Genomic DNA, 13,043 nt, shown 5'->3' on the forward strand with positions numbered 1-13,043 from the left:
TCTCCTAAGCTCCGGCGATGCTGACCAGCAACACGCCGAGGGTAATCACCAGAGTGCCCATCCAGCGGCGACGGCTGACGTGTTCACCAAGAAACACCTTGCCGGCGAAGACCACGCCGCAATAGGCCAGCGCTGCGGCCGGAAACAACAAACTCAGCGGCGCCCGGGACAAGGCTTCAAGCCAGATGAAAAATTCGATCACGTAGGCAGCGATACCCGCCCACAGCATGGGAGCCTGGAACACCTGGCCCCAGAACGCATTGAGGCGAAAGCCGCCTTCGAGTTCGGGTAACCGGTCGAGGCCGATTTTGAAACACAGTTGGCCGATCACATCGAGAACGATGGAAAACGCCACTAGCGCAATAACAGTCAAAGTCACGGAAACAGCTCCTCAAACAACGAAATCAGGGCTTTGTTGGTGGTTGAGTTGCGTAACAAATCGCTTTCGCTCCAGCGTTCTGGTGGCGGCTGATCGGACTTGGCCTCCCAGCGTTTGAGCAGGTTGCTGTGTGGCGCCCTGGCGAAGTCGCCGCAGACGTCGATCCCCAGTACGCGCTTGCTGGTGGCCAGCGCGCGTATGGCGTGGAGCAGGTGGGTAAGACGCATGCCGCCCTGATCCCAGTTGGTGGCGGCGTCTTCGCTGGCCAGCACGTCTTTGTCGATGCTGATCCACACCCCTGTGGTGGGCAGGTTCTTGATTAGTTTGTCGATAAAGGTGGGCCAGTCCTGATCGGCCAGGTTGCGCCAGTACAGGAGATTTTCGTGTTGCTCATGGCCTGCGCCATCGCCGATGCGGCCCCAGACTTTGGTGGGCGCATGGCGCCATGGAAAGAGTTGTAGAGCCCCGCTACGCAAGGCCCCCAGGTTGGCGCCTTTGAACTGCGGGCTTTTCAGGTCATCGCTGCAGGGGCCAAGGGTGACGATACGCTTGATATTGTGCAGTCTGAGTGCCCGGTTGATCCATGAACCGCAATGCCGGCGGGGAGCAAAGCGCACCCAGTCGGGGTGGTTGTCGAAATGGATCAGGGTGACAGGCTCGCGCAGGTCTGCCAGCAGGGCCGGGGTCAGGTGATGATAATCACCGGAGCCGACGAAGAATATTTCAGGCCTGTGGGCCGCCCGCCTGGGACGTTCCTGCAGTAATTTGGCGAAGCGCTGGTAATTGCGTTCGGTGGACCACAGGCGCAATTTCGGTCCCAGGGCCAGTAAATCCATACGGATCGCGCGACCATCGGCCAGCCGCAGCGCAATGGGCGCCTGGTGGGTCAGGCTGTGATCCAGATCGAGAATGTTCATGTGCTATGTACCCCCGTTTATTCACCGCCGGGTCAGACCAGGCGGGCGTCAGGGGGTAAATGCAAGGGGCGGGCCAGAATTTCGGCGGGTGTGGATCTCTGCTGGAACGAGACAGCTTGCGATCCAGGCCCCCGGGTATTTCAAGTGCAGCGCGACGTTGCTACCGCCAGCAAGCTCGCTCCTGGCGATCAGTGCAAGCGCACCCAGACACTGACCAGTACGGTTGCGGCGATCAGCCAGGCCACGGCGGCCAGTGCCAAAGAGGCTTCAAGACGCATGCGATCCACCAGTACGTAGAGTGCTGCGAGGTAGACGAAGTAGGGAATGATCGACCACATGCCGAAGACGATGGTGGTTTTCAGGTCGTCCAGTGAGCGCCCTTTGCCGACGATGTAGTGGGCAATCAGGGCAAAAGTCGGGAACAGCGGGACCAGACCTGCGATGTAATAGTTTTTGGTTTTTGCCAGCATCGCCAGGATGATTACCACGGCGGCGCCCAGTGCAGCTTTCAGAATTAAATCCATCAGTGAGCCAGCCCGTATTTTTTGACCTTGTCGAAGAGTGTGGTTTTGGCCATGCCCAACTCCTGGCTGGCCTGGGTCAGGTTGCCGCCACTGCGTTGTAGTGCATCGCTGAGCAGATTGCGCTCGAACGCCTCCACCGCTTCCGAAAAGCCCAGGCCCTGGGCGACGTTGCTGCCCGATTTCTTGAAGGCCGGCAGGCCCAAAGCAAAACGCTCGGCCACGTTGCGCAGCTCTCGCACGTTGCCCGGCCAGTCATGGCTCATCAGGTTGGACAGGGTCTGGTTATCCAGTTCAGGCGCCGTGCGGTCGAAACGCAGAGACGATTGCTGCAGGAAGTACTCGAACAGTTGCAGGATGTCTTCGCGGCGCTCGCGCAGAGGCGGCAGCTCGAGTGTCACCACATTCAACCGGTAATAGAGGTCGCTGCGAAACTGGCTGACTTTGCTCAGCTGATCGAGGTCGGACTTGGTGGCGGCAATCACCCGGCAATCGACATCGATGCTCTGGTTGGAGCCCAGGCGCTCCAGTGAGCGCTCCTGCAGCACCCGCAGCAGTTTGATCTGCAGGTTGAGCGGCATGCTTTCTACTTCGTCGAGAAACAGGGTGCCGCCGTCGGCATGTTCGATCTTGCCGATCCGACGCTTGCCGGCACCGGTAAAGGCATTGGCTTCGTGACCGAATATCTCGCTTTCGAACAGGTTTTCCGGCAGCCCGCCGCAGTTGAGCGCGACGAATTGCCGGGGCTGGCGACGGCTGAAGTCGTGCAGGCAGCGGGCGACCAGTTCCTTGCCGGTACCGGTTTCGCCCTCAATCAGCACGTTGGCCGAGGTATCGGCGACGTTGGCGATCAATTCGCGTAATTGCTGCATGGCGGGCGAGCGGCCGATGATCCGGCCCTCAAGGGAATCACGCTCGGCCAGCTGCCGGCGCAGTGACCACACTTCCCGGGCCAGGCCGCGTTGCTCAAGAGCCCGGCGTGCGATGTCGACCAGGCGTTCAGGAGAAAAAGGTTTCTCCATGAAGTCATAGGCGCCATCGCGCATGGCGCCCACGGCCATGGAAATATCGCCATGCCCGGTAATCAGTACCACCGGCAGGCTGCGATCACGGGCCTTGAGCCGTTTCAGCAGCTCCAGACCATCGATCCCGGGCAGGCGGATGTCACTGATGACAATGCCGGGGAAGTTGTCCCCGACCATTGCCAAGGCTTGTTCAGCACTGCTCACGCCTTCGCTGCGAATATCTTCGAGCGCGAGCGCCTGCTGGCATCCGAGCAGGACATGGGGGTCGTCTTCGACAATCAGGACGGTCAGCTCGTTATTCATATCGGCTCGGCCTTAGCGGGTTGCAACAGCGGTAATAAGAGGACAAACGCAGCACCACCAGTGGCTGGGAACTCGACGCTGAGGCTGCCGCCGGCAGCGGCGGCCAGGCTGGCCGACAGGGTCAGGCCCAGGCCCAGACCCTGCTCGCCGGGTTTGGTGGTGAAGAAGGGTTCAAACAGGTGTTTTCGGCTTTCAGGGTCGATGCCGGGACCGTTGTCACGTACTCGCAGGCGGTACTTGCCGTCGCCGGGTTCGCCTTCCAGCCACAGCTTTTTGGGGGCTGCCTGGTCCTGCATGGCGTCCAGAGCGTTGCCAATCAGGTTGACGAGGATCTGTTCCAGCCGGGTCTGGTCGATCTTGAGCTGGACATCGCTGAAATCGCGCTGCAGTTCAACTCCGGCTGCTTCCAGGCGAAGCGCGAGCAGTTGCAGGGTCGCCTCCACTGCCTTGCCCAGGCTGGCCTGGCCCTGGTCATCGCCGCGTCGGGCAAAGGAGCGCAGGTTGGCAGTGATGCGGCCCATGCGGTCCACCAGATTGTTGATGGTGTTGAGATTGTCCGCCGCTACCTTCAGGTCGCCGCGCTGGAGAAACCTTATGGTGTTGCCAGACAGTGTGCGCAAGGCGGCCAATGGCTGATTCAGTTCATGGGCAATGCTGGTGGACATTTGACCGATGGCGGCCAGTTTGCCGGCCTGGACCAGTTCGTCCTGGGCCCGGCGCAGGGTGTCTTCGGCCTGACGGCGCTCGCGAATCTGGCCCTTGAGCCGTTCGTTGCTGGCACGCAGGTGGGCGGTGCGTTCCGTAATTTTGCGTTCGAGCTGGTTATTGGCTTCTTGCAGGGCTTCGCGGGCCGCAAGCCTGGTTGCTATCACTTTGCGCCGCTCATTCCAGGCAATCAGCAAGAAGGCCAGCAGGGCAAAGGCCACGGCCACCAGCATGCCCTGATTGGCAGCTTCGCGGCGCAAGTCTTGTAATGGGGTGAGCAGGGTTATTTCCCAGGGCGTGTCGTTGAGCTTGCGGGTCTGGGCCAGATAGCTGACTTCCTTTTCATCCTTGGCCAGTCCGCTACTGGCGGCAAAGGTGACGGTTTCTACGCCTTCGGCCAGATGCTCACGTTCCACAGGTTGCAGCTCATTAAGCGGCCACCAGTAATACTGCAGGCTGCGCGCCAGCTGCTCTTTGGTGTCGGCGGTCAGGGGGCGGACCGATTTCAGGCGGCGGGTCGGATCACTCGACAGAATGATGATGCCGTTTTCATCGCTCACATAGGCTTCGAGCCGGGCGCGTTGCCAGCGCTCCTCAAGGGCTTCGAGGCGGACTTTGATCACCGCAACGCCAATGATTTTGCCTTGTTCTTCCAGACCGTGGGCCAGGTAGTAGCCCGGCTCGCCGGAGGTGCTGCCAATGCCGTAAAAACGTCCCGGCTGACCGCGCACTGCGTCTTGAAAGTAGGCCCGGAAGGACAGGTCTTCGCCCAGGTAGCTGTCGGCGTCGCGCCAGTTACTGGTGGCCATTACCCGGCCCGTGGTGTCCAGCACATAAATGGCACGGCTGCGGCTGCGGCGGTTCAGACCTTCGAGGTATTGATTGACGGTAACCCGGTTCTGCGCGGTCGGATCTGCCAGCAAATGCGAAACACTGGACTCCAGCTCCAGCAGGCTGGGCAGGTAGGTGTATTTGCCGAGCTCACTCTCGACAGTGCGTGCATGGAGTTCAAGTTGACGCTCACCGTTCTCGCTGAGGCTGCGGATGCCAAAGTGTTCGCTGACGCGATAGCCCGCGTAGCCCAGCCCGATGGTTAGCAGCAGGATGAGCGGGGGTAACAGCAAATGGCGGAGCAGACGAGGTTTCACGGCAAGTGAGGGCGGGGCACCGCGATAAATAGTGGGGTCGCATTTCATCACAGATGCCTTGGGTCAACCACTGCGCAAGAGCAGCCGATTAACAGAAATCTCCTGTAGCAGCGAGCTTGCCTCGCGATCTTTTGGAAGATCGCGAGACCAGCCCGCTCCTGCAAGGAATGGTGCTGCTTAGTGCTGCAGGATTTTGGCGAGGAAGTGTTGCGCACGCTCGGAACGGGCCGTTACATCACCGAAGAACTCTTCTTTCTCACAGTCTTCGACGATTTTGCCCTGGTCCATGAAGATCACCCGGTTGGCGACCTTGCGTGCAAAGCCCATTTCATGGGTGACGCACATCATGGTCATGCCTTCGTGGGCCAGTTGCACCATCACGTCCAGTACTTCGTTAACCATTTCCGGGTCGAGGGCCGAGGTCGGTTCGTCAAACAGCATGACGATCGGGTCCATGGCCAGTGCGCGGGCAATGGCTACGCGCTGTTGCTGGCCGCCGGAGAGTTGTCCCGGGTGCTTGTGGGCATGTGCCGAGAGGCCAACGCGTTCCAGCAGTTCGAGGCCCTTTTTGGTGGCTTCTTCCTTGCTGCGCCCCAATACCTTGATCTGCGCGATCGTCAGGTTTTCGGTGATGGTCATGTGCGGGAACAGTTCGAAATGCTGGAACACCATGCCCACCCGCGAGCGCAGTTTTGGCAGATCGGTTTTCGGGTCGGCAATCGAAGTGCCATCGACCACGATGTCGCCTTTCTGGAACGGTTCCAGGGCGTTGACGCACTTGATCAGGGTCGATTTACCGGAGCCGGACGGGCCGCAGACTACAACCACTTCGCCTTTTTTGACTTCAGTACTGCAGTCGGTCAGTACCTGGAAGTCCCCGTACCACTTGTTGATGTTCTTGATCGAGATCATACGGCAAACCTTTTTTGCAGACGCTTGACCAGCAGCGAGGCGGAAAAGCTGATGATGAAATACACCAGACCGGCGAAGATCAGGAACTCATTGGAGCGGCCGATGATGTCGCCACTGGAGCGCGAGGCATTGAGGAAGTCCACAAGGCCAACCGTGTAAACCAGCGAGGTGTCCTGGAACAAAATGATGCTCTGTTGCAACAGCAGCGGGGTCATTTTGCGAAAGGCCTGGGGCAGGATGATCAGGCGCATGGCCTGGCCGTAACTCATGCCCAGCGCTTTGGCTGCGCCCATCTGGCCTTTGGGAATGGCCTGTACGCCGGCCCGCACGATTTCGCAGAAGTAGGCGGCTTCGAACATGACGAATGCCACCATGCATGATTCGAATGCACCGATCGGGGTGTCTTTGCCGGTGATCCAGCGCAGTACGAACGGGACCGCCAGGTAGAACCAGGTAATGACCAGCAGTAGCGGGATGGAGCGGAAGTAGTTCACGTAAGCGCCGGCCAGGTTGGCCAGCCACTTGCTGGACGACAAACGCATCAACGCCAGCACGGTGCCCAGGGCAATACCGCCGATAACGCCCAGGACCATGAGTTTCAAGGTCATGAGCATGCCGTTCCACAGGCCCGGCAGGGCAGGAACAATCCCGCTGAAATCGAAGAAGTCCATTATTTGCCCCCCAATGACATCAGGCCGGGCACCGCGACTTTCTTCTCGATCAGGCGCATCAGCAACATCAGGCTCATGTTCAGGGTGAAGTAAATCAGCGTGGCCAGGGTGAAGGCTTCAAACAGGTTGGCGGAAAACTCTGCCGTCTGTTTGGTTTGTGCCAGCAACTCCATCAAACCGATCAGCGATGCCACAGACGAGTTCTTGAACACGTTCAGGAATTCGGAGGTGAGCGGTGGAATGATGATTCGGTAGGCTTGTGGCAGCAGCACGTTCCAGTAGATCTGCGACAGGCTGAAGCCCATGGCGCGCGCGGCGGCTTCTTGCCCGTGGGGCAGGGCCTGAATACCGGTACGTACCTGTTCGCAGACACGGGCGGCGGTGAACAGACCCAGACACACGACAACGCTCAGGTAGGCCGAGGTGGTCGGGTTGAGGTCTTGCTTGTACCAGTCCTGCAGGTTCTGCGGCAGCAGGTCGGGTACCAGGAAGTACCAGATAAACAGCTGAACCAGCAGTGGTACGTTGCGGAAGATTTCCACGTACACCCCGGCGATGCCGGCTACCAGGCGGTTTGGCATGGTGCGCATGACGCCCAGCATCGAGCCCAGTATCAGTGCAACAATCCAGGCGACAACAGCGATCGCAATGGTCCAGCCCAGACCGGAGATAAACCAGTCGAGATATGTCTCGCTGCCTATGCCGGTGGACTTGAAGAACACGCTCCAGTCCCAGTTGTAATTCATACAGGGTCTCCCCTCAGATGGGTCTATAAAAAAGCACTTGCTTCAGGGAATCCGTTCTCACCCGACAGGGTCCGTCAGGCACACCGAGCCCGCTCGATCATCAGGGGTTCGAGTGTTCTCTAATGCAGTAAGAAGCAGTACAGCCGGTGAACAAGACTTGTGAGCGCGTTCAATCGCGCTCACAAGTCGCCTCAGCCAGGGATCAGGCCGCTGGTTTTTCTTCAGGTGCCGGCTTGTCGTTCGGGTTGGCGATCAGCTCTTTGAGCTCTTTGCTCATCGGGAAGTCGAGGTTCAGACCTTTTGGCGGGATAGGGGACTGGAACCATTTGGCGTAGGATTTATTGACGTCGCCAGACTTGTAGTAAGTGATGATGGCGTCATCCACGGCTTTCTTGAAGTCAGGATCACCTTTACGCAGCATGCAGCCATAAATTTCGTACGACTGTGGCGTGCCGGTCACGGCCCAGTCTGTTGGCTTCTTGGCCTTGGCCATTTCACCGGCCAGCAGTGCGTCATCCATCATGAAGGCTACAGCGCGGCCCGACTCAAGCATGTTGAAGGCTTCGCCGTGGTCTTTTGCCGAGATCACGTTCATGCCCATCTGCTTGTCGGCGTTCATCGCCTTGAGGATGCGCTCCGAAGTCGTGCCCGCGGTGGTGACCACGTTTTTGCCTTTCAGGTCAGCGAAGTCCTTGTAAGGCGAGTCCTTTTTGGACAGCAGACGAGTACCGATTTCGAAGATGCCGACCGAAAAGTCTACTTGCTGGGCGCGTTCCGCGTTGTTGGTGGTGGAACCACACTCAACGTCAACGGTGCCGTTCTGCACCAGCGGGATGCGGGTCTGGGAAGTGACCAGGTTGTACTTGACCTTGAGGTCGGGCATGTCGAGTTGCTTTTTCAGCCCTTCGACGATTGCCAGTTGCACATCGTGGGAGTAGCCAACCGGCTTGCCGGAGCCATCAGCGATGTAAGAGAACGGGATGGAGGAGTCACGATGCCCGAGGGTGATGGTGCCGGATTCTTTGATTTTCTTCAGTGTGCCGGTCAATTCGGCTGCAAAAACTGGAGTGCTAATCAGAGCTGCAGCAATAGCTGCGCTCAAAAGTTGCGGAACGATGCGCATCGATGTTTCCTCGACATTGTTTTTTTTATTGAGCCCGTTTGCGGACCCTTTTTGTACTAGGAATAGCCCAACAGGCTTGAGCACTGTTTAAGCATTCGGCTCAGAGTGTAGAGCATGAGTCGTGCCAAACGCGTGAATAATGCTCATCTATATGATTTATAAAGGTTTTTTAATATTTCAAGAATGGCTGTCGATAGGGAATGCCCGGAAAGCCGAATCAATGTGGGGCTTGCTGTTCGGAAAACCGAATGAAACCGGGCTACAGCAGCGAGCCTGTTCGCGATGAAGGCAATCCGGTTGTCAGAAAACCGGGGAGGGTACCTTCGCGAGCAGGCTCGTTCATGCCGCGCGTCATGCCATCAAGCGGCTGCTACCTTGCGATGCTTCAAGTCCAGTGTGGCCATGTATTGCGCCAGGTGTTCCTGCTCTTGGGCCGTGGTGAACAAGCCGAGCTTGGTCCGGCGCCACAGGATGTCCTGTGCATCCAGTGCCCATTCCTGTGTGCACAGGTAGTCGACTTCACGACTGTAGAGACCGCTACCGATATGCTCACCCATATCGTCCAGCCCTTGCGCACCGTCCAGCAGGTTCCATGAGCGGCTGCCATAGGTGATTGCCCAGCGCTTGGCAATGGCAGTATCCAGCCAGTTGTATTTGCTGGTCAGGGCAGCGCTCAGGGCTTGCGGGGTAGTCATGTTTTCGCCACCCGGCAGGGTGGCCTTGGCGGTCCAGCTTGGCTTGATCTGAGTAAAGTACGGCGTCAGTTGGGCCATGGCCGATTCAGCCAGCTTGCGGTAAGTGGTCAGCTTGCCACCAAACACCGACAGCAAAGGTGCTTCGCCCGGCACGCCGGACAGTGCCAGGGTGTAGTCACGGGTGACCGCCGACGGGTTGTCCGACTCGTCATTGCACAGCGGGCGTACGCCGGAGTAAGTGCGCAGAATGTCGGCACGGCTCACTTGCTGTTTGAAGTGGGCGTTGACCACGTTCAGCAGATAGTCGGTTTCCTGTTCGGTGATGCTGACTTTGGCCGGGTCGCCGGTGTATTCGCGGTCAGTAGTACCGATGATGGTGAACTGGTCCATGTACGGAATGGTGAACACTATCCGTTGGTCTTCGTTCTGCAGGATGAAGGCGTTGGGTGCGTCATACAGCTTCGGAACGATCAGGTGGCTGCCCTGAATCAGGCGAATGCCGTATGGCGAGTCCAGCTTGAGATCGTCTTTGATGAACTTGGCCACCCAGGGCCCGGCAGCGTTGACCAAAGCCTTGGCGCGAATCGAAAACAGGCTGCCGTCAGCGCGCTCAAGATTCAGCTCCCACAAGCCTTTGCTGCGACGAGCTCCGACGCATCGGGTCTGGGTATGTACATGCGCACCTTTTTCCCGCGCAGCCATGGCGTTGAGTACTACAAGGCGTGCGTCATCCACCCAGCAGTCCGAGTATTCGAAGCCTTTGGTGATTTCTGCTTTTAACGGGCTGTCGGTACCGAACTTGAGGCTGGTAGAACCGGCGAGCTTTTCACGCTTGCCCAGGTGGTCATACAGGAACAGACCGGCACGGATCATCCATGCCGGGCGCAAGTGCGGGCGATGGGGCAAGACAAAGCGCATGGGCTTGACGATATGCGGGGCTTTTGCCAGCAACACTTCGCGCTCGGCCAGGGCTTCGCGCACCAGGCGGAACTCGTAATGCTCCAGGTAGCGCAGGCCACCATGAATCAGCTTGCTGCTGGCGGACGAGGTGTGACTGGCCAGATCGTCTTTTTCGCAAAGGAACACAGACAAGCCTCGACCGGCAGCGTCTGCCGCGATCCCTACCCCGTTGATTCCACCGCCAATGACGGCGACATCGTAAACCTCGGCGAGGGGAGTGGCAGGCAAGGTGGTCAGGGACATATGTAGGCCTCGCGTTCTTTACGCATATTTGAATTCGAACATTAATGTTCATTTTCGAAAATGGTAGCGGATAAAGGCCGACAGAGCCAGCGCGCTTCGATTGAAAAAACTCATCGAAGGAGGGGAAAAGGAAGAATTTCGAACATTTTAGCGCGTGGGCCAGTTGCCTCGCGATTCACGCGAGGCATGCATGGGCCTGGCCGTGCTGTCATCGCGAGGCACACTCGCTCCTGCGGGAGTTTGTGCGGTGTGGTGTTAAACCACTTCCAGGCGGATTTTGTACTGGGCGAGCAGTTGCGCAAGTTCCGGGACCGGCGGCTGGTCGGTGACCAGACAATCGATCAGGCTGATAGGCCCGAGGCGGACCATCGCGTTGCGCCCGAATTTACTGGAGTCAGCGGCGAGAATGGTCTGTCGGGCATTGGCGATGATGGCCTGGGAAACACGCACCTCCTGATAATCGAAATCCAGCAGGCTGCCGTCTGAATCGATGCCGCTGATACCGACCAGTGCAAAGTCGAACTTGAACTGGTTGATAAAGTCGACGCTGGCCTGGCCCACGATGCCGCCATCGCGGCGCACGTTACCGCCGGCTATCAGGACTTCAAAATCATCCTTGGCGCTCAGGATTGAAGCGACATGCAGGTTGTTAGTGATGATTTTCAGGTGATTGTGGTTGAGCAGCGCCCGGGCAATGGATTCGGTAGTGGTACCGATATTGATGAAAATCGAGGCGTGATCGGGAATCTGGGCGGCGATGGCTTCGCCAATACGGCGTTTTTCATCGCGCATCTGGTCGGCGCGCATGGCGTAGGCGGTGTTTTCAACGCTGGAGTCATAGGCGGCGCCACCGTGATAGCGACGCAACAGGTCGGCTTCTGCCAACTGATTGATGTCGCGACGGATGGTCTGCGGTGTAACGACGAACAACTGAGCCATTTCCTCGATGCTGACATAGCCACGTTCGCGAACGAGTTCGAGGATCTGTTGTTGGCGTGGAGGCAGATTCATGGAGTTTCCTTTGGGCGGCGAAGCAAATTCGCCCATCATGCCGCAGGAAAGCGCCGCCTGCTACTCGCAGGTGCCATGAACCATAGGCGTAGCAGCGAATACCAAAGGTATCCGCTGCTCGCGTATCAGGGCGTGTTTAGTTGCTTTCTTCGTGGGGTTCCCAGTCACGAGTACGGCTCACGGCCTTTTTCCAGCCCGCGTAGAGCTTCTCTTTGCAAGCATCCTCAAGTGCAGGTTCGAACTCGCGTTCAATCACCGCCTTGCCGCGCAACTCTTCCAGGCTGCTCCAGAAGCCGCAGGCCAGACCGGCCAGGTAGGCCGCGCCCAAGGCAGTGGTTTCACGCATTTGCGGACGTTCAACCATGGTGCCGAGAATGTCTGCCTGAAATTGCATCAGGAAGTTGTTGGCGACAGCGCCGCCATCTACGCGCAAGGCCTTGAGGCGTTCGCCCGAGTCTTGCTGCATGGCATCCAGTACATCGCGTGTCTGGTAGGCAATCGACTCCAGCGCGGCACGGATGATGTGATCCACGCGGACACCACGGGTCAGACCGAACAGTGCGCCACGGGCATACGGGTCCCAGTAAGGAGCCCCCAGGCCGGTGAACGCAGGTACCAGGTACACGCCATTGCTGTCTTTGACCTTGTTGGCGAAGTATTCGGTGTCATGGGCGTCGTTGATGATTTTCAATTCATCACGCAGCCACTGCACTGTGGAGCCGCCGTTGAACACAGCGCCTTCCAGTGCGTAGGCCACTTCGCCTCGTGGGCCGCAGGCAATGGTAGTCAGCATGCCGTGAGTCGACTTGACGGCCTTGGAGCCGGTGTTCATCAACAGGAAGCAGCCAGTCCCGTAGGTGTTTTTGGCCTGGCCCGGCTCAACGCACATCTGACCGAACAGCGCGGCCTGTTGGTCTCCGGCAATACCGCCAATGGCGATGCCGCTTTTGGTGCGCCCGTAGATCTCTGAAGACGATTTCACTTCAGGCAGCATTTCGCGAGGGATATCCAGCACTTCCAGCATCCTGGCATCCCAGTCCAGGGTGTGGATGTTGAAGAGCATGGTGCGCGAAGCATTGGTGTAGTCGGTGACGTGGGTTTTGCCGCCGGTAAATTTCCAGATCAGCCAGCTGTCGATGGTGCCGAACAGCAGTTCGCCATTACGTGCGCGCTCGCGGCTGCCTTCGACGTTGTCGAGGATCCACTTCAGCTTGGTGCCGGAGAAGTACGGGTCGGTCACCAGACCGGTGGTGTCGCTGATGTATTGCTCGTGACCGTCGCGCTTGAGCTGCTCGCAGATCTCGGTGCTGCGCCGGCACTGCCAGACAATGGCGTTGTAGATCGGACGCCCGCTGATTTTGTCCCAGACAACCGTGGTTTCCCGCTGGTTGGTGATGCCGATCGCCGCAACCTGATCATGATGCAGGCCGGCTTGAGCCAGGGCTTCGACCATGACCGCGCTTTGGGTGGCAAAAATTTCCATCGGGTCATGTTCGACCCAGCCTGGCTGCGGATAGTGCTGTTGAAACTCGCGTTGCGCGGTGCAGACCACGTTTGCGTCACGATCGAAGATGATCGTTCGCGAACTGGTGGTGCCTTGGTCCAGCGCAATGATGTAGTTCTTATTCTGAATGTCGGTCATTTGATTGCCTTGCAGAATGAAGTAATGGGTTCAGGGCGCGAG

At 58.4% G+C, this 13,043-nt stretch carries 12 protein-coding genes; all 12 read right to left on the reverse strand.

What is annotated here, in order from left to right; all coding sequences use genetic code 11:
* Window positions 1-4: 4 nt before the first annotated feature.
* Window positions 5-379 carry a hypothetical protein gene (locus EQV90_RS13415; RefSeq protein WP_003443228.1) on the reverse strand — a complete coding sequence of 125 codons (375 nt, stop codon included), beginning with the start codon at window positions 377-379 and terminating at the stop codon, window positions 5-7.
* Complete coding sequence (locus EQV90_RS13420) at window positions 376-1,296, reverse strand: arginase (protein ID WP_161718239.1); 921 nt, start codon at window positions 1,294-1,296, stop codon at window positions 376-378. Before EQV90_RS13420 ends, EQV90_RS13415 begins: the two co-directional genes overlap by 4 nt.
* A gap of 188 nt (window positions 1,297-1,484) precedes the next feature.
* Window positions 1,485-1,811 carry a GlpM family protein gene (locus EQV90_RS13425; protein ID WP_177412970.1) on the reverse strand — a complete coding sequence of 109 codons (327 nt, stop codon included), beginning with the start codon at window positions 1,809-1,811 and terminating at the stop codon, window positions 1,485-1,487.
* 8 nt (window positions 1,812-1,819) lie between these two features.
* Complete coding sequence (locus EQV90_RS13430; protein ID WP_003443222.1) at window positions 1,820-3,145, reverse strand: sigma-54 dependent transcriptional regulator; 1,326 nt, start codon at window positions 3,143-3,145, stop codon at window positions 1,820-1,822.
* Window positions 3,142-5,046 (reverse strand): ATP-binding protein, encoded by a 1,905-nt coding sequence (locus EQV90_RS13435; protein WP_003443220.1) that lies wholly within the window; start codon window positions 5,044-5,046, stop codon window positions 3,142-3,144. The genes EQV90_RS13430 and EQV90_RS13435 overlap by 4 nt, the downstream gene beginning before the upstream one ends.
* Before the next feature lie 129 nt (window positions 5,047-5,175).
* Window positions 5,176-5,910, reverse strand: coding sequence for an amino acid ABC transporter ATP-binding protein (locus tag EQV90_RS13440; RefSeq protein ID WP_003443218.1), 735 nt, complete (start codon window positions 5,908-5,910; stop codon window positions 5,176-5,178).
* Window positions 5,907-6,581, reverse strand: a complete 675-nt coding sequence (locus EQV90_RS13445; protein WP_003443216.1) for an ABC transporter permease subunit — start codon at window positions 6,579-6,581, stop codon at window positions 5,907-5,909. Before EQV90_RS13445 ends, EQV90_RS13440 begins: the two co-directional genes overlap by 4 nt.
* Window positions 6,581-7,327 (reverse strand): amino acid ABC transporter permease, encoded by a 747-nt coding sequence (locus tag EQV90_RS13450; RefSeq protein WP_003443214.1) that lies wholly within the window; start codon window positions 7,325-7,327, stop codon window positions 6,581-6,583. The genes EQV90_RS13445 and EQV90_RS13450 overlap by 1 nt, the downstream gene beginning before the upstream one ends.
* A 202-nt stretch (window positions 7,328-7,529) precedes the next feature.
* Window positions 7,530-8,450, reverse strand: coding sequence for a glutamate/aspartate ABC transporter substrate-binding protein (locus EQV90_RS13455; protein WP_003443212.1), 921 nt, complete (start codon window positions 8,448-8,450; stop codon window positions 7,530-7,532).
* 359 nt (window positions 8,451-8,809) lie between these two features.
* On the reverse strand, window positions 8,810-10,348 hold the full coding sequence (gene glpD, locus EQV90_RS13460; protein WP_240878216.1) for a glycerol-3-phosphate dehydrogenase: 1,539 nt from the start codon (window positions 10,346-10,348) through the stop codon (window positions 8,810-8,812).
* A gap of 255 nt (window positions 10,349-10,603) precedes the next feature.
* Entirely contained in the window at window positions 10,604-11,359 is a 756-nt protein-coding gene (locus tag EQV90_RS13465; protein ID WP_003443202.1) for a DeoR family transcriptional regulator, read from the reverse strand.
* A gap of 136 nt (window positions 11,360-11,495) precedes the next feature.
* A complete protein-coding gene (gene glpK, locus EQV90_RS13470; protein WP_240878217.1) occupies window positions 11,496-13,001 on the reverse strand; it encodes a glycerol kinase GlpK in 1,506 nt (501 codons plus the stop codon).
* Window positions 13,002-13,043: the final 42 nt, after the last annotated feature.

The sequence above is a fragment of the Pseudomonas sp. TMW22089 genome (assembly GCF_022496645.1).
Classification (GTDB): domain Bacteria; phylum Pseudomonadota; class Gammaproteobacteria; order Pseudomonadales; family Pseudomonadaceae; genus Aquipseudomonas; species Aquipseudomonas paraversuta.